The following is a 21,672-nucleotide window of genomic DNA, read 5'->3' on the forward strand; positions in this document are numbered from 1 at the left end:
AGAGGGAGGAACAGCGTGGTCGGTGGTCAGCGCGCGCCCACGCTGAAAGAGATCGCGCGGCGTGCCGGCGTGCACGTGTCCACGGCGTCGCGGGTGCTCCGTCAGCCCGAGCCGGCCGACGGCTGGTCGGCGTCGGCGCTGAGGGTACGGGAGGTCGCCGACCAGCTCGGTTATCAGCGGAATGTGTGGGCGGCCAGTCTGCGAACCCGAAAGACGACCACGATCGGGGTCGTGATGACGCGGCTGACCGATGGCGTGGTCGCCACGACGTACCAAGGAATCGAGCAGGCCGCCACTCGCGCGGGGTACTCGGTGCTGTTGTCGAGCCCGCCCGACGACGAGGCCGCCCAGCGGCGCGCCATCGAACTCCTCGTAGGCCGGCAGGTCGACGGCCTGCTGTTGAGCGGACTGCACCGGCCGGGTCGCGACTTCGTCGAGTCCCTGCGGATCGCCGACCTGCCGTTGCTCACGCTCACCCGGCACGCCGATGCCGGACTCCCCTTCGTCGGCGGCGACGACGAGCGCGGCGGGCGCATCGCCGCCCGCCATCTCCTGGATCGGGGACACACCGACCTCGCCGTCATCGCCGGTCCCGGTCACGCCACCACGGCGACCGACCGCCTCCGCGGATTCACCGCCGAGCTGCACGACGCCGGGATCACGCTCCCCGACGACCGCATCGTCGCGTCGAACTTCGAGGTCGACGGCGGCACCGCGGCCGGCGCGGCACTGCTCGACCGTCCGGACCGCCCACGGGCGATCTTCGCGGTGTCGGACACGATCGCGGTGGGAGTCCTCGGCCGGGCACGCGACCTCGGCCTGCGCATCCCCGATGACCTCGCCCTGATCGGTTACAACGACATCCCGGTGGCCGCCCAGCTTCCCGTCCCGCTGACGACGGTCCGGTCTCCGGCACGGGAGATCGGCGAGACCGCGGTGCGCGGTCTCCTCGACCTCACCATCGGACGCGACGTCGAATCCCGCCGGTTGCCGGTGGAATTGATCGCTCGCAAGAGTACGTGACGCGCCCCGACGCCTGCCTAGGACGGGGCGCCCGAACGCTCCTGCGCCGCACGGAACATCGCGACCACCGCGACGCGAACGTCGGCGCGATCGCGGACCGGTCGATCCCAGGCGAGGCGCACGCCGACCACCCCGTCGGGGACGGAGACGTCGAAAGTCGCTGCCTCGTGGTCGAACCCGGTCATCACGGCGGCGGTCGCGTCCGGGCGGCCGCCGAGGGTGCGGCAGATCAGCAGTGAGTCATCGGCGTGGTCGTCGTTCATGTGTGCCAGCACGGCCGCCACGACGTCCGGGGCGAACTGCGCCGTCTCCGAGATGTTCTCGTCAGCCACGCGCGGCCTCCCCCGCCTCGGCGCGTACGAACTTCTCGACCCACCGCCGGAAGTGCTCGACGTCGCCGCCCTGCGCCTCGAACCATCCCCAGGCGCCACCGCGGGCGCCGGTCACGTCGGCGACGACCAGTTCGATGGCCTCCCGCGGCGTGCGCAGGATGGGGGCCTCCAGGGTGGTGCCCGCCGGAATCCGCTTGCGGGACCGCAGACGCGCGAACACGCCCGCGATACCGGCCTCGGTCAGGTGGTAGTCGGCGATCACCGCTTCTTCGTCGACACCCGCCAGGAGCAGCGCGATCGCGATGATCACGCCGGTGCGATCCTTGCCGGCCGCGCAGTGCACCAGAGTCGCCCCGTCGAGGTCGAACTCGTTCAGCGCGGCGGTCAGCCGGTGGCCGCCCGTCCGCATCATGGCGGTGTAGATGTCGACGAGAGCGGTGTCGGCGAGCCGGTCGACGCGGGCGCCCGACGACACCGGACGATGCACCACCCGCACATTCGCCGGCCAGGTGACGGCCATCCGGCCCAGCTCCGTGGGGTCGCGCAGGTCGACGACGGTCGCCGGCGGCCACGGCATGCCCACCGGGTCCTCGTCGTCGGGATAGGGGGCGTCGCTGCGGATCAGCACGTTGGCGGCCGTGATGCCGCCGCCGGCGACCCGCATGCCGCCCAGATCCCGGATGTTGGCGAAAGTCCGCAGGTCAGGGCCGGAGGAGAGAGTCACAGCTTTCCCGATCGTCGAAGTGCGCAGTGGTCGACCGCACCTCACCTTACGCAGGCGGCGGCACGTCGGGCCGCTGACGTACCGTTGCGACGGTGACGATCTACCACTCCTACGAACCGCTGCAGGGCCATCGGCTGTCGCACGACCCGGTCAACGCGATCGTCGCGCCGCGACCCATCGGCTGGATCTCCACCGTGACCGCCGACGGGGTGCGCAACCTCGCGCCCTACAGTTTCTTCAACCTGTTCAACTACACCCCGCCGATCGTCGGCTTCGCCAGCGTCGGTTACAAGGACACCGTCGCCAACGCGAGGGAGTCCGGAGAGTTCGTGTGGAACCTCGCCACCGACGATCTCGGCGAACAGATGAACGCCACCTCGGCGGCGATCCCTGCCGGTGAGGACGAGTTCGAGGCCGCGGGACTCACCCCGCTGGCCTCCGACCTCGTGGCCGCGCCGCGGGTTGCCGAGAGCCCGGTCGGTTTCGAGTGCCGCGTCACCCAGTCGTTCCAGTTGCGCACGGCCGCAGACGAACTCGTCGACACCTGGATGGTCCTGGGCGAGGTCGTCAAGATCCACATCGCGACCGGCCTGCTGCGCGAGGACCAGACCTTCGACACGGCCGGGGCACGACCCCTCCTGCGAGCCGGCGGGCAGGGCGACTACTTCCTGCCCAGCGACGACCATCACCGATTCATGAAGCGACCGAGACCCGCCACGCGCTGACCGCCCGGTCGACGGGTGTGCCTCACACCGCGCGGCGGATCTCCGCGTCGTCCGGCATCCCGGTCCGGGCGCCGACGGCGCCGACCGACAGCGAGGCCGCCGCGACACCCCGCTTCGCCGCCTCGAGGACCGTCGAACCGGCGGCGAGCGAGGCCGCGAACACACCGTTGAAGGTGTCACCCGCTCCGGTCGTGTCGACGACCTCGTCGACGTGCCCGGCGGGGAGGGTGAGCACGTCGCCGGACGGATTCGCGATCAGCACACCCTCGGCACCGAGGGTCACGAGTACGGGTGCACCCGTACGTGAGGCCACCGCCACTGCCCGCTCGGCCGCCGGCACCTCCGGGGCGTCCCGACCGTCGTCGATCAACGCGTGCAGGTCACGAAGTTCCGACGAGTTGGGCGTGAACACCGGCGCCGACCCCATCAGGTCGACCATCGACGCCGGCACGGGGGCAGGATTGACGACGCATCGGAGACCCCGCTCGGCCGCCGTCGTGACCGCCGCGGCGACGGCGTCGGCCGGGATCTCGGTGCTGACGAGCACACACCCGGCCCAGCCGCCCGCCCGGCGAACCGCAGTACGGACGACGTCCGCGGTCAGCAGGCCATTCGCGCCGGCGCCCACCGCGATCTGGTTCTCTCCGCGAGGGTCGACGACGATGAGCGCCATACCGGTGGACACATCCTCGAGCACGGCCACGTCGGTGACGTCGACGCCCTCGTCCCGTAGTTCGTCGAGTGCGCCCGCACCCATGTCGTCGGAACCCACTGCGCCGCAGTAACGCACCTCGGCACCCGCACGCGCGGCGGCAACGGCGGCGTTCGCGCCCTTCCCGCCGCCGTGCCGAGTCACCGTCGGACCGACGACCGTCTCACCGGGACCCGGCAATCGGTCGGTCTCCACGACGAGATCGACATTGACGGCGCCGACGACGAGAAGCCCGGTCGCTCGATCGTGGGAAGTCATCGTGGCTCCGAACGCGTCAGCGCATCCGGCGTCCAGTCCGGCCAGTCGGGCATGCCCGCGACCATACCGTCGACGTACCGCGCGACGATGCGCGTGGTCGGTCGCTCGTTGGCGTACACGGTTGCCTGCTCGCTACGGAGGATGGCCGTGCGGACGAGCGGCCACAGGCGCCGGAACCGCTCGCGGATCTTGACCTCCGGGACCGCGTGCCCACCGCTGTCGACGCGCAACCGGACGCGATGAACCGCGAGATCCTCGGGGATCATCACGACGTGGAGCACCACTCGGTAGCCGGCGGCGTGCGCACGTTCGATGAGTTCCAGTTTGGATGGATGCGAAAAGACCGTCTCGGCGATGAACGAGGTGCCGGTCTCGATGAGGTTGTCCCGGGTGGCCGCCGCCAACCGGGCGGCGTCGTAGGAATGCGCTTCCGCGGCGTCGGGCCACTTCTGCCGGGCGATCAGGTCGGCGTTCACGAAGGGCGTGTGCAGCAAGGGCTGCAGATGATGCTCGACCAGCGTCGACTTTCCCGCGCCGTCACACCCGACGACCAGGTCGAGCCGCGGTGTCACCGGCCGAGGATGACCGTCGTCCCGTCGGGACGGTGTTCGACTAGCCGTCCGTCGTCATCGACGACGACCGAGGAGAACCCCTCCGAGGCACGACGAACGACGTGGTCGTCGGTGGCGAGTCGCGCTTCGAGGTGCGCGTCGATCTCGGCGTCGTAGACGACGGCTTCCTCGGCGGTCAACACCTCTCCCGGCAAGTCGCCCGCCAGCGCGGCCTCGACCCGCCGACGCGACGCGGTGGTGCGCTGCGAGACGCTGCGGCCGAGACGGGCCCAGTGTTCGAGTTGCTGCCGCGCCGACCGCTGCTCGCGCGCGCCCTCCCGGGCGGCATCGGTCACCAATGCGGCAGACAGCCGGGTCACCTTGTCCGTACCGGTGCTCATCGCAGACCTCCCGCGCATGTGTAGCAGAGTGCTACATCGCATCAGCATACGCCGACGAACCCGTCGACGGTCGTCGTCGGACGACCGCCGACGGGCGCCGGTGCGCTCAGCCGGTCTTGCGCGTCACCGCGACGACGCCGCATCCCGCTTCGGCAACACCCATCCCGGGCGCGGGAAGTGGCAGGTGTAGCCGTTCGGGAACTTGAGCAGGTAGTCCTGGTGCTCGGGCTCGGCCTCCCAGAACGGGCCCAGCTCCTCGATCGTCGTGGCCGCCTTGCCGGGCCACAGTCCCGACGCGTCGACGTCGGCGATGGTGTCCCGGGCGACCCGCTCCTGCTCCGGTGTCACCGGGAAGATCGCCGAGCGGTAGCTCGTGCCGACATCGTTCCCCTGCCGGTTGCGCGTCGACGGGTCGTGGATCTGGAAGAAGAACGCGAGGATCTCGCGATACGTCGTCTGCGTCGGGTCGAACACGATCTCGACGGCTTCGGCATGCCCGGGGTGGTTGCGGTAGGTGGCGTGGTCGTTCTGCCCGCCCGTGTAACCGACCCGGGTGCCCAGAACTCCGGGCTGCTTGCGGATCAGGTCTTCCATGCCCCAGAAGCATCCGCCCGCGAGGACCGCGGTCTCGGTGCCGGGACGGACGGTGATCTGGCCGGTGTCGGTCGTCATGCGTTCTCCTCGTGAGTGTCGGTGGTGCGGGAATCGGCGCTGTTCGTGCCGGTGAACAGGACGGCGTACTCGCCGTACCCCTCGGCCTCGAGCTCGGCGGCCGGGATGAACCGCAGCGAGGCCGAGTTCATGCAGTATCGCTGGCCTCCCGCGTCGCGGGGCCCGTCGTCGAAGAGGTGTCCCAGGTGGCTGTCGGCTCCCGCGGACCGCACTTCGACACGCCGCATGAACAGGCTCCGATCGACCTTCGTCGCCACGGCGTCCTGATCGATGGGCCGGGTGAAGCTCGGCCACCCGGTCCCGCTGTCGAACTTGTCGGTCGACGAGAACAGGGGCTGTCCCGACACGACGTCGACGTAGATGCCGGGCTCGTGGTTGTCCCAGTACTCGTTGTCGAAGGCGCGCTCGGTGCCGTCACGCTGGGTGACGCGGTACTGGACGTCGGTGAGGCGGCTCAACGCCTCGGGGGTCTTGCGGTAGGTGTTGCTCACGTTCTCCTCCTGCCGACGCGCTCCGGCTCCGTCGATCGACGGTGCATCGGAGGCGTCACCGTGCACAACACCATGACGCTCGGATTTGGTCCCGTGACCACTGCATAGGATCGATGCACACGCGAATCTCAGGAAGGGCCCATGACGACCAGCCACGACGACCGCACCGCTCGATTCACCCACTCCGAGTCCGTTCGCATCGCCGCCACGCCGCAGCAGGTGTGGGATCTGGTGACCGACATCGGTCGCACCGGCGAGTGGAGCCCGATCTGCAAGGCGTGCTGGTGGGCGGAACCGGCGACCGGGCCCGAGGTCGGCGCCTACTTCCACGGCCGCAACGAGACCCCCGACCGCGTGTGGGAGACGCGATCGCTGGTCGTCGTCGCGGAGGAACCCCGCGAGTTCGCGTGGATGGTGAACGAGAACGCGGTGCGCTGGTCGTACACGATCACCCCCGACGGCGACGGCACGACGCTGACCGAGTCTTGGGCTGTGCAACCCGCCGGCTTCGAGCTGTTCGCGCAGCGGTACGGCGACGATGCGGACACCCAACTCGAGCAGCGCCGCGACGCCGCGCTGTCGGGCATCCCGGTCACCCTCGCCGCGATCAAGGAGATCGCCGAGCGCGGGTGATGCCGGTGCGTCCTGGGGCGCGCGGGTCCGCGCACCCCAGGAAGCCGGACGCTAGGAGCTGACCACCTCGGAATCCTGCTTGCCCCACGCCGGCGACTTCTCGATGGCGCCGATGATCTGGGGCCGGAGTTCCTCGGCCTGGATGACCGCATCGACCGAACCGACCTCGACGGCGCGGCGGATGCTGTGCACCGAGTCGAACTCCGCGGCGATCTCGCTGATCTTCTCCGCGCGCACTGACTGGCGCAGGTCGGCCAGTTCGGCGTTGAGCCGCGAGCGCTCGGGGCCGGTGGCCTGCGCGGTCTCGGCCTCCAGTTCACGCACCCGCGCGTCGGCGCCGACCCGCTTGGCCACGTCGCCGGCGAAGACCACCGCGGCCGCGGGGGCACCACCGAGCACCGACGCGAACGAACCGTCGATCGCGAGCACGGTCATGTTGGGGTTCAACGCCTTCGAGAACACCACGAACGCTCCGCCGTGATACCGCGAGATCACGCAGAACACGATGGGGCCCTCGAAGTTGACGATGGCGCGACCGATCTCCGCGCCGTACTCCAGCTGGAGCTTGCGCAGCGACTCCGGCGACCCGTCGAACCCGGAGAGGTTCGCGAGCACCACGAGCGGTCGGTTGCCGCTCGCCACGTTGATCGCGCGCGCCGCCTTCTTCGACGACTGCGGGAACAGCGTGCCGGCCGTGTAGGTGTCGGGGCCGTCGGTCGGCGTGTAACCGCGGCGCTGCACCTCGCGTGACTCAATGCCCAACAGGCACACCGGGATTCCGCCCATGTGCAGGTCACAGACGACCGCGGTCTCCGCGTCGGCCATACCCGCCCAGCGCTCCAGGACCGGATGATCCTGATCGGCGACGGCCCGGATGACCGTGCGGATGTCGAACGGCTTCTTGCGGTCCGGGTTGTAGGCCGTCGAGAAGATCTGCCCGACCGTGGTGAAATCACTGCCCGCCAAGACGTGTGGGTAGTCGGAGATGTCGCGGTCGACGGGGTCGCTCGTGATCGCCCGACGCGGCGTCTGCTCGCCCGGCGCCACGTACGTGTGATCGTAGTGGGCCATCAGGAGATCGCGGGCGGCGCCGAGGTTCGGCGCCCAGTACTGCGCCTGCCCGTTGGGTCCCATCACGCGGTCGTAGCCGCCGATGCCGAAGTTGTCCTCGGCCGACACACCGCCGGAGAAGTCGAGCGACTGCTTGCCGGTGAGCACCATCGCCGATTCCGGTGTCATCACCAGAACACCCTTGGTGTGCATGAGCATCGTCGCCTCGGCGTTCCAGTACGGCTGCCCGCCGACGTTGATGCCGGCCACGACGATGTTGATCTCGCCACCGGCCTGGGTGAACTCGACGATCCGCTTCAGCGCGCGGGCGATCCAGTCCATGTTCTCCGTACCGGAATCCATGGAGATCCGCGCGCCCGAGGACAGTGCGTACCACTCGAGCGGGACCTGCATCTGTTCGGCGAGGTCGAGCGCGGCGACCAGCCGACTGCACTCCGGTTCCGCAAGCGCGCCCAGCGATTTCGTCGGGTCGCCGAGCAGGACCACGCGGGTCACGCCCCGCGGGTACTTCTCGGTGGGCGTGGTGACCACACCGGCGACGATCGCGGCCGAGTTGCGGCCCTTGGGACGGTCGACCTGCACGAGACGCTGCTCGGCGTCGAGGTCGTACTCGGTGAAATCGCCGAGGATCGCGGCCAGTTCGTACGGGTAGACGGTGTTGCGCTTCGCCGCGCGCAGGACCTTCTGGCGGTACTCGTCGACCGGTTCGATCGGCTCGTCGGTCGGGTCGAGGACCCGGACGTCGAATCCACCGGTGGGGTTGACGGAGAAGTGGACCGAGACCTTGCTCAGCTCGCCGGTGTCGCGGTCACGGCGACGCGCGATGAGCTGGACCTCTTCGAGGCCGACTCCCTGTGTCGTGCCGCGGATGTGATCGGCGATCAGGTCGAGGATGTCGGCGTCGACGTCGATCGGCGGCCACACGTACATGATGATCCGGTTGGCGCTCGACAGGTTGGTCGAACCGCGCTGCGCACGCCGGATCGAGTCGACGCACGACGCGAGCGCGGCTTCGGCGGTCGGCAGCGTGAGCAACCGGCCGTCCTGCTCGCGCAACGCGGTCAGGTCGCGGACCTGGGCGAAGGCGACGAGCCGGCGGTCCGACGGGTTCTCCCTTGCGACACAACGGAAGAGGTAGACCTCCTCGTCGTCCGACGACGGCAACCTGGTGAGGTCGAACTTGCGCAGGCGTTCCATCTGCATGCGCTGCGCGATGTAGGGGTGCAGACCACGGATCAGGCGCTCCTCGGCCATACCGGTCGCCGACGGCCGGAACGTGACGTGGTGATGCATTCGCGCGTCCGCGCTGCCGGCGACCGTGATGGTGACCCGATGCACCTGCGGCGGAAGCGAACTGGTGGCGACGATGTCGTGCAGCGTCCCGGCGAGGACATCGAAGTCGTCGGGTTGCTGCTCCCACGCGAGATAGATGTCGGCATCGACGGCGGCGGTGTCGCGGGCGAGTTCGCCGAGTCCACCGATGGTCGCGGGCAGGGCGTCGAAGCCCACCGCGGCCGACGCGACGTTCCCGGCGTCGCGCTCGGCGACGACGAAGGTCGCGCCACCGGCCTGGCGGATCCGGATGTCGGCGAGACCCCGGTTGCCGTAGTAACGCCGGGTCAGCACCTCGAGCATGACCGTGTTGTCGGCGTGCCGTTCGATGCGCTGGCCGAGCAGCCGGACGAGCGGCTCGGTGCTGCGCACCATGTCGTCGATCCGGCTCGTGCGGTCGGCGGCATCGGGGTTCTCGTCGAGATACTTCAGCTGCTTGCGCACGTTGCTGTAGACGCGGGCGCGGTCGCGCAGCAGGAGCGGCTGGCCGTACCAGGCGTAGATGACGCCGCGCGCGAGGTCGGCGACCGCCGGGAAGCGGACCTGGGTGGCGGCGACGAGGCGGTCGAGGGCGGTGCCCACCGCCTCGCGCAGTTCGTCGCGGGGCGTCGGCTCGTCGAGCCACTCGAGCAGCAGCGCGCTGATCATCGAGGCCGAGTCGTTGGGGTTCTGCAGCGCGAGGAAGATGCGGAACACCCCGGCTTCGAGTTCGGGGGTGCGGTCGAGATCGGTGACGCCGTAGTGACCGAGCGCGCGGCCCAGCTGGTCGTGGAACGCCGCCGGGAGTCCGTCCCGCTCCACGTCGAGGCTCTGCAGGTAGGTGTGGAAGTTCTCGCGTGCGCTGTGTACGTGCTCGACGCCGACCTCCTGACTCGATGGCCGGTTCTGGCTCAGTTCGGCGAGGTCGGCGAACACGGTGACCAGTTCGAGCTCGTCGGCCAGCGGACGGCGGCCGCTGTCGATCGCCGCCCGTCGCACGGAGAGATATTCGTCGAGCAGGCGCGTCCGGTCGTTGGGGTCGACGTCGAAGCCGAGGAGCTGACTACGGAGGTCCTCCTGGCTGCGCGTGGTGCGTTCGGTGGGATCGAGCTGGGGATCCTCCGGCAACTCGAGGTCGATGCTGGTACCCACCTCTTCGACGACCTCGTCCTCGTCGTCGGCGAGCGGCTCGAGCCGCATCAGGGTGGCCCCGGTCTCGACCTGGGTGCCGACCGACACCGCACATTCCTTGACCCGCGAGCGCACCGGTGCGCGCAGCACCGTTTCCATCTTCATGCTCTCCAGGACCAGGATCGGGGCGCCGGCCTCGACCTCGTCACCGGCCTGCAGTGGCGTGGCGACGACCAGTGCGGGCGCGGGCGACCGCACCACGCCGCCCTCGTCACGGCTGACGCGATGGGTGACGCCGTCGACGTCGACGAGGTGGACGGGCCCGTGGGTGTCGGTGACCAGGCGGTAGCGGACCCGGTTCACGATGAGCTGCGCGGCGTGGTCGTCGAAGCGCTCGAGGTCGACATCGACGGTGCGGGTCTCCCCCGGCGCCTCGACGGTGACACGGAATCGGTGTGCCCCGATGGCGGCGACCCGGACGCGGTAGGCGACGCCGCGGAGCTTCAGGTCCAGGGGTCGACCGCTCTCGTGCTGAACCTGCGGACGACCACCCGAGGCGGTCGACATCAGGCGCTGCCGCTCGACGAGTTCTTCCTCCTCGTAGGCGTCGATCGCCGCGGCGATCAGCGCGATCGCGGAGTGCCGGTTGGCGACCAGTCCACCGTCGGCGCGCACGCGGTCGATCCAGCCGGTGTCCGCGCTGCCGTCGATCACCTCGGGCTGGTCGAGCAGTTCGAGCACGAAACTCTTGTTGGTCGCGCCGCCGGCGATGATCACGCGGGTCTCGCGGATGGCCCGACGCAGTCGGCCGAGCGCCTCGTCGCGGTCGCGGCCGTAGGCGATGATCTTGGCGATCATCGAGTCGAAGTCGGCGGGGATGGTGTCACCCTCGCTGACGCCGGTGTCGACGCGGATGCCCGGTCCGGCGGGCAGCTCGAGCAGGTCGATGCGGCCCGGGGCGGGGGCGAAGTCGCGGTCGGGATCCTCGGCGTTGAGGCGGGCCTCGATGGCGTGGCCGCGCTCGCTCGGCGGCTCGCCTTCGAGGCGCCCACCGGACGCCACGTGCAGCTGCGCGCGCACCAGGTCGAAGCCGGTGGTCGCCTCGGTGATCGGGTGCTCCACCTGCAGACGGGTGTTGACCTCGAGGAACGCCAGCAGGTTCTCGCCCGGGTGGTAGAGGAACTCGACGGTGGCCGCGCCGCGGTAACCGACGGCGATGGCGAGCCGCTCCGCCGAGGCCTTGAGCTCGGCGACCCGGTCGGCGGGCAGGACCGGCGACGCCGATTCCTCGATGATCTTCTGGTTGCGTCGCTGGACCGAGCAGTCACGCACGCCCAGCGCCCAGGCGGTGCCCTGACCGTCGGCGATGACCTGGACCTCGACGTGCCGCGCGCCGGTCACGAGCCGTTCCAGGAACACCACACCGCTGCCGAAGGCGCGCTCGGCCTCCTCGCGGGTGCGGGTGTAGGCGTCGCGCAGGTCGGCGTCGTTGGTGACCTTGCGGATGCCGCGGCCACCGCCGCCGGCGGTCGCCTTCAGCATCAACGGGTAACCGATCTGGCCGGCCGCGGCCACCGCCTCGTCCAGGGTGTCCACCCCGCCGCGGCTCCACGCCGCCACGGGCACGCCGACCTCCTCGGCGATCAGCTTCGCGCCGATCTTGTCGCCGAGTTTGCGCATCGCCTCGGCCGACGGCCCGACGAAGGTGACGCCGATCCGATCGCACAGTTCGGCGAACAGCGGGTCCTCGGCCACGAATCCCCAGCCGACCCACGCCGCGTCGGCACCGGTCTCCAACAGCGCGTGCTCCAGCACCTTCATGTTCAGGTACGGGCGCGACGCCGCGGGTCCCAGGTCGTAGGCGACGTCCGCCTCGCGCACGAACGTGGCGTTGCGATCCACGTCGGTGTGCAGTGCGATGACCTCGATGGGCTGCCGGGTCTCCTCCGACAGGCCCCGAACGGCGTGGATGAGCCGCATCGCGGCCTCACCTCGGTTCACGATGGCGATACGAGAAAACAACACCGACTCCATTCACGTCGTCGTCGTGCGGTTGAAGGTCCGCAGGTACGGTACAGCGCGGCGACCCAGCTCAGTGGAGATCCGGGACGCGCGAGGTGGTCAGACGGTGTGATTCTTACGAGTCAAATCGCTACGCGCGAGTACGGCGCGTCGGAGGGTGATCGAAATGGCGGTATTCGGACCCAGGCGGGCGGGGTCGCCACCGGAAGGCCACTGGTCACGATCGACGACATGGTGATCGCAGCGACATGCCAACCGCTGGCCGCGAGCCCATCGAAGAACGTTCCCGAAGCGCCGTCGGGATCGGCGTCGAAGATCGGTGGGTCATAACGCCGTGCGAACTCGAGAATCTCCGCGGTGTCGACGGTATGGGTGTCGGTGACGAAGGTGGCGCCTTCGGCGATGTCGTCGAGCCAGAGCCCGTCCGGAGCGATCGGCCGTGGGCTGTTCATGAGTAGTTCCAATCCGTGCAGTGTGGTCGACGATCATGCTCCAGAGCGGCGGAAGACGACGATCGCGGCGGCGAAGGCCCGTTTCTGCGTGTGGACGAACTCGGTGACCTCGGGCATCGCCGAGGCTGCTTTCACGGCCGTGTTGTCGAACGGGCATCCGCGCAGCCGGCCGTCGCCCGGTTCCGGAATCGTGACCAGTCGCATCAGTCGTTCGCGCGGCCCGTCGGCCAGCTCTTCTGACGGTCGACAACCATTTCACGCAGGTATGCCAGGTACCGCTCCACCGAGGTAGCTTTGCTCGGAAAGTACTTGTACAGCGTCCTTTTCGATACTCCCGCCTCAGACGCGATCAACTCGACACCCGTGGCGTTGATGCCCTCCACGTAGAAGAGCCCGCCCTGGGCGCAGACCGGGAATGGCGGATCGGCTCAAGACACCCTCGGCTGGGCATTCGCACGCATCCAAGCCAACCGCGCCTATCTAGGAACCTCCACCGGAAAACGCTCCCCCCGAGGCCCTGTGTACACCAAGCTATCCCACGATGTTGGCGGCAAAAGCCAGATGAAACTCCTCATCGACCCAAAGAACAGATTCGGAGAGAAGCTGGTGCAGAGTCCACAACCCTGCCAGGCTCGGCACGCTCGTACACGATGTCTCTCACTGCTAGCCCGAAATCGGCCTATCTGACGAGCACGAACTTGCCGAAGGACCTCCCGGCCTCGAGCTGACGGTGGGCTTCGGCGGCGTCGGCGAGCGGAAACGTACACGCCACCGGCGGCGGTGCCACGTGACGATCGGCAACCATGTCGAGCAGACCCCGGAAATCCTCCGGACCGCCCATCGTGGTGCCCAGCAGGCTGAACTGTCCGAAATAGAACGGACGCACGTTCAGTTGCGCTGTCTCGGCGACGTTTGCACCGAGGACTACGAGCCGCCCTCCTGGCCTCAGAGCTTCCAGCGACCTTTCCCACAACCCCACCGGATCGAGAATGACGTCGAACCCGGCGCCGTTAGGCGAAAGCGCTCGCGCCCGCTGGGGCCAATCGTCTGCGATATGGAGAACTCCGGACTCAGCGCCGGCCTCTTTCGCCCTGTCGATCTTGGCCGCGGATGAGCCGGCAACGACAACGTGTACGTCCATCGCAGCTGCGAGTTGGACAGCCATGGTCGCCACACCGCCTCCGGCGCCGACTACGAGGAGCGACTCGCCCGAAGCGAGACGCGCCCGCGTGAGAAGCGCTCGGTAACAGGTGACTCCGACCAGCGGAAGCGAAGCAGCTTGTTCCCACGAGTGGCCTGGCGGCTTAGGCGCCAGCGACTCTTCAGGAACACTAACCAGCTCGGCGTAAGTCCCCGGCGTCATGTCACCAAGAATCTCCCACTCGGGTCCCGGAGCCTCGCGCCTGTCTCCCCAGAACAGAGATGGGAGGACGAGCACCTCTTCTCCGGTGTCAGTGCGGATCCCAGCCCCGTCGGCGCCGGGTATGTGAGGAAGCTTCGAATGATACTTGCCTTGCCGAACCAGCACGTCATGCCAATTGAGCGCGCTTGCGCGTAGCTGTACATCCACCCAGCCCGGCCTGGGGGCGGGTGGCGGCACGTCGCGGACAGAGAGCACCTCCGGTCCGCCGAAGTTGTCGAGAACTACTGCTCGCACCTTCTATCCTCTCACTCTCGCCGACTAGCGGAAATCAGGCATGGTCTGTCAGCCCGACTCGATCAGTCTTCGAGTTTTTCGCGAAGCACGAACTTCTGGATCTTTCCTGTCGCGGTCATGGGTAGCGCGTCGAGAAGCACGATTCGTTCAGGCAGCTTCTGTGTCGCGATCTTGCGATCTTCACGTAAGAACCGTGTGACCTCTTCCAGGTCGATCGACGTGCCCGGCGCTGGTACCACGAATGCACACGCGCGCTCGCCCAGTCGCTCATCGGGGAACCCCACGAGCGCGGCACTGGCGACGTTCGGGTGCGCGACGAGATGGTCTTCAATCTCACGAGCCGAGATGTTGGTGCCGCCTCGGATAATCAGATCTTTTATACGCCCAGTTACGCGTAGGTATCCGTCATTGTCGATGCGACCCAGATCGCCTGAACGTTTCATCCCTCGGCCGTCGATGTCGCGATCCGTCAGCTCCGGGTTATGCCAGTACCCGAGCATCAATCCCGGTCCGCCGTGACAGATTTCGCCCTCTTCGCCGACCCCCACCGGACTTCCGTCCGCATCCCTCAGTTCCAGCCACACCCCGGGAGACGCCTTCCCGTCGGAACCGACTACCTTCTCCGGTGGATCGGACGGTGAACAGGCCGTGATGATGAAGCCTTCGCTACATCCGTACAGCGGCAGAAGAGACGTGGACGGAAGCTTCGCACGCCACTCGCGCAGCAGCACTTCCGGTATCGGCGCCCCGGCACATACCCACGTGCGCAGACTCGAGACGTCTGAGTCCGTTGCGGCGAGCGCATCCAGTGCCATACGAACGAAGGGCGTGGCGGTCATACTCAATGTGCAGCGGTACTCAGCGATGCGACGCAATCCATCCATGGGCTCCCAAACCGGCATCAGGTGAGCCGAAGCACCCAGCACGATCGGGCCCGTGACCCCCGTCATCAACCCTGTCGCGTGGGTCACCGGCGAGGGCTGGAACATGACCTCCCCCGGTTTCATGCCCATGATGTCTCGGCACAAGTTGTAGAGACTGAAAGAGATCGTGTTGAAGGTGTGCTGACATCCCTTGGGACGCGACTCGGTGCCGGACGTGTAGATGATCGCGTGAGTGTCATCTGCGTTGGGGACAGGCCCCAGGTCGTCGTTCTCAGGCGCCGGACCGTCTCCGATGAGGCGCTCCAAGGTCTCACCTTCGAATCCCTCGTCTGCTCGGACAACGATCACAGCCTCGAGATCGGGGCACCGCTGCTTGATCTCTGCGTGCATCTGCACGAAGTCGAATCCGCGGAACTGATGGGCCACTATGGCAATCCGGGCCCCGGAGTGGTTGACAATGAACTCCACCTCGTCGTGGCGATAGATCGGCATTGTGGGAACCAGGACTGCGCCGATCCGGGCAAGCGCCACATATACGACAGCGAACTCGACCCAGTTGGGAAGCTGGACCTGGACTCGATCCCCGGCCCGTATGCCCCTGCCTCGCAGAGCCGCTGCGAGCCGAAGCCCGTCCTTTTGCAACTTTGCCCATGTGACACTCGCGTCCCCGTCGGAGAAGGCGACGATGTCGGGTTGCGTCCCCGCCCAGTGAGATACCCGCTCGAAAAGGCTCTCGTTGCGCCACTCCCCGCGTTCTACGAACCCGGCTAGCTGCTCGGCGGAATATCGGTCGTCTGGACGGGGCTCCGACACGCTCCGTGTAGGCATAAGAACTCCTAGATCAAAATGTACTTGGACCTGACTGCCATCGAGGGGATGGTGTCGCGAACTGCCGATGGGACACGGTTGAAATGCCAGTCCCCCAGCGGGGAGGTGACGTGCTCGAGCGACGCCACCTCCCGCCGCCGTGAGGTAGATAGACCTCCCTTATCTCATGCGGCTGAGATTCCACCGTTGACGCTGATCGCCTGACCGGTGAGCTTCGAAGCGGAAGGCGTACAGAGAAACGCAGCCAGCGCTCCAATGTCATCCGCGGTTGCGACGCCGAGGTGGGCCTGCGCGGCCGCGCGAGCGAAGAGCTTTCCGCTGAATCCACCCTCTGTAATACGAGCTGTCGATGCCGTGCCGGTCACCAGCGACGGGGTCAGCGCATTGGCACGAATCCCGTGGCGCTTCTCCTCGATGGCCAACGTCCGCGTGAACATCACGATTGCCGCCTTGGCAGCACCGATGACCGATTCGCCCGGTGTCGCAGTCTTGGCCGCGTCCGACGCCACGTTGATGATGACGCCCGTTTTCTGTTCGCGCATAGCCGGCAGAACAGCGGCTGCCATGAACATCGACGGCAGCGCCAAATCGTTGAGAATAGAGCTGATATCTTGTGGTGCAATGTCTTTGAAGAGTTCGGGCCGCGTGTCAGCAGCTGTGGTTGTCATCAGGATGTCGATACCACCCAGGCGGTCAACCGCCTGAGCAGCGATGCTCGCCGCACCGGCAGCCGTTCGAGCGTCGCCGGCGATGTACAGAGCTTCGATGCCGCGTTCGCTCAGCACCTGCTGAGCCTGCCTCCCGCGCTCTTCGGTCCGCCCAACGAGTGCGATCCTGCGAACTCCCGCATCTGCCATCGCGCATGCACTACTGAAACCGATTCCCGCCGTCCCGCCAACGATCAGAGCAGCACTGTCCGCGGTCGGCTTGACGAGAACGTCCCCGCTCACAGGTTCACCGTGCCACGGCGGAAGACGTCGCCGGCGATGATTCGCTTCTGAATCTCGGAAGTGCCGTCCGCGATCAGGTACGCAGTAACATCTCGATATCGCTGCTGAAGGGGAAATTCGGCGGCGTAACCCAGATTTCCGTGAATGCGCATCGCTGCCTCGATCGCGTCCTTCGCCACCAAGGGCGGCCACCACTTGCCCATGGACGCGAGTGCGGTGTGGGGCTGCCCGGTCGCACGCAGCCACAGTGCCCTGTAGCAGATCCACCGGGCTGCTTCGAGAAGCGTTGTGTGTTCGGCGATGAGAAATGAGATTCCCTGATACTCGGTAAGCGGTTTGCCGAAGGTCTCTCTGTCCTTCGCATACTGAACCGCTTCGTCAAGGCTTCGCTGTGCCGCTCCCAAGCACAGCAAGCCCAACGCTGCACGGCTGAAGTCGAAGTGGCTCATCACCGAGTGGAAGCCCCTCCCCTCCTCCCCGACAAGATGGTCATCGGGCACAAACACGTCGTCGAGATGAATCGAACCCCACCCGAGGGGGAGGCAGCCCATCCCGAGCATGTGATGCGCCGTCACACCGGTGGAGTCCATCGGTACGACGAAGCAGCTGATACCGGTCGACCTGCTCGTCCCGGGAGTCCTCGCGTAGACGAGCGAGGCGCTGGCATTCATAGCCCAGGTGATCGCGGTCTTCTCACCGTTGAGTACCCAGCCCCCGTCGACCTTCGTCGCGGTTGTACGTAGTGCGCTCGCATCCGAGCCTGAACCAGGTTCAGTCAATGCGATCGCGACCGTCTCTTCACCCCTAATGAGAGAGGGTAGGTAACGCTCCTGTACAGCACGATCGCAGTGCAGAAACTGCGAGCCCACGAGGCCGATCTGAACCGGGGCGGAGGCCACGTTGACGTCCCCGGCGGCGAGCACCTCGGTCGCAAGGCCGAGCAGCACGGGATCATCATCGCCTGTGCCTCCGAATTCCTCTGGCAACCCAATTCCCAGGACGCCGAGATCACCCAGTTGCTTGAACGCCTCGAACGGAAAGTCGGTCGAAGCCGCGCGATCGCGGTAGTTGGGCAGAAGCTCCCGCGCGGCGAAAGCCTTCAGACTTTCCGCGAACTCAACGTGCTCGGGCTCGAATGCAAACGAGACCATCAGATACTCCACATCTCACTCACGACATCGGTCACAGATATGACGCGATGCATTTACAAGTGCTTACAAGAAACTCGTCTGACCTAAGAACTAGGTTCCGGCGGCTATGCGCAACGACGGTCACACACTCGAGTCCACGACCTCGACGTGCACCTCGTCCTGGTCGTCAATGATCAACTGACACGACAAGCGCGAGTTGGGTTGCGCACCGTCGAGGAACTCGACGAGTTCGGCCTCCTCGTCGGTGGGCTCCGGAAACAACTCCGCACTGGATTCGGGCAGCAGCACGTGACAAGTGGCACACGAGCAGCTCCCGCCGCACTCGGCGACGATGCCGGGAAGGTTGTTGCGTACCGACCCGTCCATCACGCTCTGCCCAGCTGGAACGTTCACGGCGCTGACGGTGCCGTCAGGCAGGTGGTAGACGACCTGTGCCATTGGCTGCCTCCTGTGCTCGGGTGAGGTATCGGAGTGCACCGGCCTCACGAGAATGGTTGGTGCGCAGCTACTGCCGCGCCGGATGCTTCATTGTGCGGACGTCGATGCTCATCCGTCATCACCAGAACGGGGTACAACCGGACCTCATCGGGGTGATTCCTTGCCGAAGGTGGCCACACGGGCATTCATAAGGGGTGTGTCATTGTGCAGCCGGTTCTCGTGGCGTGACGGTCGCCTGACCGGACAAGATGTGGTGCCCCGGCCGCGACGCCCGGGGCACCACTCTGTTGAGGGTGTCCTACGCTACCGACCGAGACCGACGGTCATGGAACATGCTCGGGTGCAGTCGTTCCCGGCAATGCTGAACGAGGGCCGCGGTTGAACCGACATCTAGTTGCACCTCGCCTGCGATGAGGGCCTTGATGACCCGCTCGTAGAAGACGGACGAGCTGATGCCGAAGGTCAAATAGATCTCCTCGACGGGCTCCTCGAAAGGCGCCCAGGCCAGGGCGAATCGGACTAGTTCCGATGGTTTGGCGGCGCCGAACGACTCTGATAGAGACACGTGAACCTACTCACTTCGTCAATGGGCGGTGCGTCCGGGACACTGCCCGCCTGTGCAACAGCACGGGCGGAAGTCCCCGGTCGGGGCACGGCGAGATCGTGATCGGGGTCGAGCAACTGGGCCATCCGAAGTTAGAAGGCGCGTGGCTCTGGACAGAAGGGCGGGAGGATCTCGTCGCCCCCTGTCGCCGAACGGTGACCACCGGATCAGGAACTGCAGCATCTCGTTCGTGAGACAATCTGCCCCGAGACGGGCTCCGAGTGTCAGAGTCATGATCAGGCCTTCTCACCACGCACGGGCGAACACACACGCTGTTCCTCGGCCACGCTCTTTGCTGACCACTTTCGTCTGAGCGCTGGTCAGAAGCGGATCACGCCGCGAATGTTGGTACCCGCGTGCATGTCCTCGTAACCCTGGTTGATGTCGTCGAGCGAGTACTCGGTGGTGATCATCTCGTCGAGCTTGAGATAGCCAGCGTTGTACAGATCGAGCAGTTTGGGGATGTCTGCCCGCGGGTTCGACGAACCGAACAGCGAGCCCTTGATCTTCTTCTCGTACAGAGTCAGTTCGAGAATCGAGATCGGCAGTCCGACCGTCGTCGCGTCACCGAGCGCGGTCACCACCACGGTGCCCTGCTTGCGGATACCCGAAAATGCTTGTGCCACATGCTCACCGGTGATCACACCGACCGTCACGATGGCGACGTCGGCGCCCTGTCCGTTGGTGAATGACTGGGCCAGCTCAATGCCTTCGTCGGCCGTGGCGACAGCGTGAGTCGCACCGAGGGTCAACGACTGGTCCCGCTTGAAGGCAACCGGCTCGACGACGACGACGCGTGCGGCACCTGCGTGGGCGGCGCCCTGTACGGCGGCCGATCCGATGCCGCCGGCACCGAAAATGAGCACGGTGTCGCCCGCGCTGACCTCACCGGTTCGCACCGCCGAACCCCAGCCGGTACCGATGGCGCAGCCCAGTAGGCAGGCCTTCTCCAGCGGAGTGTCGTCGGGCACTTTGACGGCCGAATCAATGGCTACCGTTGTGTATTCGGAGAAGGTCGAGATCCCCAAGGCCTGTCCGACCGGGCTCCCGTCCTCGAGCTGCAGGCGAAAACTGGTGGGGTCTTCCCACCTCGAGCCGACGAGCACATTCGCACCCAGGTCACAGAGATTCTGATGCCCCGACGAACACCACCGGCACTTACCGCAGGCCGGCAGAAACGAGAAAATGACCTTGTCACCCGGTTTGAATCCGGGGGTGTTGGGGCCCACGGATTCGACGATTCCCGCCCCCTCGTGCCCACCGCACACTGGGTAGACCGCAACCGGCAGGTCGCCGGTGGCCATGTGGTCGTCGGAGTGGCAAAGACCCGACGCGACCATCTTCACCCGAATCTCGTTCTGCCGCGGGTCGTCGAGGACCAGGTCGGTGATCTCGAATTTCCCGGGCGCCTGACGTAGCACCGCTCCGCGCGTCTTCATAGAGGAACTCCTTGTGTTGTGAACTCGTCCCCGCCGACACCTACCGGCTGTGAGAACGCGGCAGCGGAGAACGAAACCCCACCCGCTGCCTGCAATCAGGGTGGCAGCCCCGGGGGTGACACACATCACCCTAGCGGGGGTTCCTTGCTCCCCCACCGAGTGAGTGGACCCGACCCACGACGGGCCGTGCCGGGGCATGGGCGCCGCCCCGCTCCCCCGGCAGGGGGAGCACCGATATCCCCAGAGCGGGGGTTCCCGCATCAGTGCGTCGCTGGCTAGCGTGACATCACTGCCGGGAGCGCTTGTGAACCGGCACACATCTTTCGCCCACGCGCAGTCGTGTCGCTCAGCCCAGCGGGGATGTATCGCCCGGTCCCGGGAGCAGTCGTAGAAGAGGTGTGGTGTGACCGTCGTCGATGTGGCGTCTCGCAGGATGCGTGCGCTTCGAACAGGAAGTACCGTCTTGCCCAAGGCGGTGGGCGGCTTCTACGCCACCTCGTTGGAGACGCTGCGCTATCTGGTGACGTCGCGATTTCAAACGCGCGAGTTCCTCGCGCAGGCGTGGTTCATCGCCTCGATATCAATCTTCCCGGCGCTGGCGATGTCGATCCCGTTCTGCATGATGTTCGTCTACGAGATCAACATCCTGCTCGCCGAGGTAGGCGCGGTGGACCTCAGCGGTGCCGGGGCCGGCGTCGCCATCATCCGTGAGATCGGGCCGGTCATCACGGTTCTCGTGGTCGCCGGCGCGGGATCGACGGCCATCTGCGCGGACCTGGGCTCCCGCACTATCCGCGAGGAGATCGACGCTATGCGCGTCCTCGGCATTGACCCGATCCAACGTCTCTGCGTTCCAAGGGTTGTCGCGTCCACATTGGTCGCCATTCTGCTGAACGGACTGGTGTCGGCGGTCGGTATCGTCGGAGGGTACATCTCCACGGTCTACCTGCAGGGCGCGTCGCCCGGACAGTACATCACCAGCATCTCCGTGATCACCGGTCTGCCCGACTTTTTCGTCAGCGAGATCAAGGCCGGGGTGTTCGGCCTCCTTGCCGGACTCGTGGCCTGTCATCTGGGCCTGAACGTGAAAGGCGGACCCAAAGGCGTCGGAGACGCCGTGAACCAGACTGTAGTTTTCTCCTTCCTTCTTCTCTTCCTTGCGAATTCGGTCATCACAACGATCGCACTGCACTGACCGGACCAAACGAAAGT

General features: G+C 66.7%; 21 protein-coding genes. 4 read left to right on the forward strand and 17 right to left on the reverse strand.

Annotated features, from left to right (window positions below):
- Positions 1-15: 15 nt before the first annotated feature.
- Entirely contained in the window at positions 16-1,023 is a 1,008-nt protein-coding gene (locus tag AMD30_RS01665) for a LacI family DNA-binding transcriptional regulator (protein WP_055474503.1), read from the forward strand.
- 17 nt (positions 1,024-1,040) lie between these two features.
- Here the strand turns inward: AMD30_RS01665 and AMD30_RS01670 are convergent, their stop codons facing one another.
- Both AMD30_RS01670 and AMD30_RS01675 read right to left on the reverse strand, forming a co-directional pair.
- Positions 1,041-1,355 carry a DUF2470 domain-containing protein gene (locus tag AMD30_RS01670; RefSeq protein ID WP_010842699.1) on the reverse strand — a complete coding sequence of 105 codons (315 nt, stop codon included), beginning with the start codon at positions 1,353-1,355 and terminating at the stop codon, positions 1,041-1,043.
- On the reverse strand, positions 1,348-2,079 hold the full coding sequence (locus tag AMD30_RS01675; protein WP_084817176.1) for a tyrosine-protein phosphatase: 732 nt from the start codon (positions 2,077-2,079) through the stop codon (positions 1,348-1,350). The genes AMD30_RS01670 and AMD30_RS01675 overlap by 8 nt, the downstream gene beginning before the upstream one ends.
- Before the next feature lie 92 nt (positions 2,080-2,171).
- On the opposite strand from AMD30_RS01675, the gene AMD30_RS01680 reads away from it, so the two are divergent.
- Positions 2,172-2,804: a flavin reductase family protein gene (locus AMD30_RS01680; RefSeq protein ID WP_055474504.1), complete on the forward strand. Its 633-nt coding sequence runs from the start codon at positions 2,172-2,174 to the stop codon at positions 2,802-2,804.
- A gap of 22 nt (positions 2,805-2,826) precedes the next feature.
- On the opposite strand, the gene AMD30_RS01685 is transcribed toward AMD30_RS01680, so the two are convergent.
- From AMD30_RS01685 to msrB, 5 genes are all read right to left on the reverse strand, one after another.
- Complete coding sequence (locus tag AMD30_RS01685; RefSeq protein WP_055474505.1) at positions 2,827-3,774, reverse strand: PfkB family carbohydrate kinase; 948 nt, start codon at positions 3,772-3,774, stop codon at positions 2,827-2,829.
- Positions 3,771-4,346 (reverse strand): zeta toxin family protein, encoded by a 576-nt coding sequence (locus AMD30_RS01690; protein ID WP_055474506.1) that lies wholly within the window; start codon positions 4,344-4,346, stop codon positions 3,771-3,773. Before AMD30_RS01690 ends, AMD30_RS01685 begins: the two co-directional genes overlap by 4 nt.
- Positions 4,343-4,726 carry a TA system antitoxin ParD family protein gene (locus tag AMD30_RS01695; protein WP_010842694.1) on the reverse strand — a complete coding sequence of 128 codons (384 nt, stop codon included), beginning with the start codon at positions 4,724-4,726 and terminating at the stop codon, positions 4,343-4,345. Before AMD30_RS01695 ends, AMD30_RS01690 begins: the two co-directional genes overlap by 4 nt.
- A 123-nt stretch (positions 4,727-4,849) precedes the next feature.
- Positions 4,850-5,398, reverse strand: coding sequence for a peptide-methionine (S)-S-oxide reductase MsrA (gene msrA, locus AMD30_RS01700; RefSeq protein ID WP_055474507.1), 549 nt, complete (start codon positions 5,396-5,398; stop codon positions 4,850-4,852).
- Positions 5,395-5,889 (reverse strand): peptide-methionine (R)-S-oxide reductase MsrB, encoded by a 495-nt coding sequence (gene msrB, locus AMD30_RS01705; protein WP_055474559.1) that lies wholly within the window; start codon positions 5,887-5,889, stop codon positions 5,395-5,397. Before msrB ends, msrA begins: the two co-directional genes overlap by 4 nt.
- Before the next feature lie 141 nt (positions 5,890-6,030).
- On the opposite strand from msrB, the gene AMD30_RS01710 reads away from it, so the two are divergent.
- Complete coding sequence (locus AMD30_RS01710) at positions 6,031-6,522, forward strand: SRPBCC family protein (protein ID WP_055474508.1); 492 nt, start codon at positions 6,031-6,033, stop codon at positions 6,520-6,522.
- Positions 6,523-6,573: 51 nt separating this feature from the next.
- Here AMD30_RS01710 and AMD30_RS01715 read toward each other — a convergent pair whose 3' ends face one another.
- The 10 genes from AMD30_RS01715 to AMD30_RS01760 all read right to left on the reverse strand — a co-directional run bounded on the left by AMD30_RS01715 (position 6,574) and on the right by AMD30_RS01760 (position 20,460).
- Entirely contained in the window at positions 6,574-12,069 is a 5,496-nt protein-coding gene (locus tag AMD30_RS01715; protein ID WP_055474509.1) for an ATP-binding protein, read from the reverse strand.
- 110 nt (positions 12,070-12,179) lie between these two features.
- Entirely contained in the window at positions 12,180-12,509 is a 330-nt protein-coding gene (locus tag AMD30_RS01720; RefSeq protein ID WP_231632621.1) for a hypothetical protein, read from the reverse strand.
- A 33-nt stretch (positions 12,510-12,542) separates the two neighbouring features.
- Positions 12,543-12,713, reverse strand: a complete 171-nt coding sequence (locus tag AMD30_RS25200) for a hypothetical protein (RefSeq protein ID WP_197282723.1) — start codon at positions 12,711-12,713, stop codon at positions 12,543-12,545.
- The gene (locus AMD30_RS25775; RefSeq protein ID WP_197282724.1) at positions 12,713-12,892 is read right to left on the reverse strand and encodes a helix-turn-helix domain-containing protein; all 180 of its coding nucleotides are present in this window, start codon (positions 12,890-12,892) and stop codon (positions 12,713-12,715) included. The genes AMD30_RS25200 and AMD30_RS25775 overlap by 1 nt, the downstream gene beginning before the upstream one ends.
- Positions 12,893-13,188: 296 nt before the next feature.
- The gene (locus AMD30_RS01730; protein ID WP_055474510.1) at positions 13,189-14,166 is read right to left on the reverse strand and encodes a quinone oxidoreductase family protein; all 978 of its coding nucleotides are present in this window, start codon (positions 14,164-14,166) and stop codon (positions 13,189-13,191) included.
- A 62-nt stretch (positions 14,167-14,228) separates the two neighbouring features.
- Entirely contained in the window at positions 14,229-15,878 is a 1,650-nt protein-coding gene (locus tag AMD30_RS01735) for an AMP-binding protein (protein WP_055474511.1), read from the reverse strand.
- A gap of 164 nt (positions 15,879-16,042) precedes the next feature.
- Complete coding sequence (locus tag AMD30_RS01740; protein WP_055474512.1) at positions 16,043-16,828, reverse strand: SDR family NAD(P)-dependent oxidoreductase; 786 nt, start codon at positions 16,826-16,828, stop codon at positions 16,043-16,045.
- Complete coding sequence (locus tag AMD30_RS01745) at positions 16,825-17,979, reverse strand: acyl-CoA dehydrogenase family protein (protein ID WP_055474560.1); 1,155 nt, start codon at positions 17,977-17,979, stop codon at positions 16,825-16,827. The genes AMD30_RS01740 and AMD30_RS01745 overlap by 4 nt, the downstream gene beginning before the upstream one ends.
- Before the next feature lie 120 nt (positions 17,980-18,099).
- Positions 18,100-18,417, reverse strand: a complete 318-nt coding sequence (locus tag AMD30_RS01750; protein WP_055474513.1) for a 2Fe-2S iron-sulfur cluster-binding protein — start codon at positions 18,415-18,417, stop codon at positions 18,100-18,102.
- A gap of 924 nt (positions 18,418-19,341) precedes the next feature.
- On the reverse strand, positions 19,342-20,460 hold the full coding sequence (locus AMD30_RS01760; RefSeq protein ID WP_055474515.1) for an NDMA-dependent alcohol dehydrogenase: 1,119 nt from the start codon (positions 20,458-20,460) through the stop codon (positions 19,342-19,344).
- Positions 20,461-20,893: 433 nt separating this feature from the next.
- On the opposite strand from AMD30_RS01760, the gene AMD30_RS01765 reads away from it, so the two are divergent.
- The gene (locus AMD30_RS01765; protein ID WP_055474516.1) at positions 20,894-21,655 is read left to right on the forward strand and encodes an MlaE family ABC transporter permease; all 762 of its coding nucleotides are present in this window, start codon (positions 20,894-20,896) and stop codon (positions 21,653-21,655) included.
- Positions 21,656-21,672 lie beyond the last annotated feature (17 nt).

Source organism: Gordonia sp. HS-NH1 (assembly GCF_001418765.1).
Lineage (GTDB): Bacteria > Actinomycetota > Actinomycetes > Mycobacteriales > Mycobacteriaceae > Gordonia.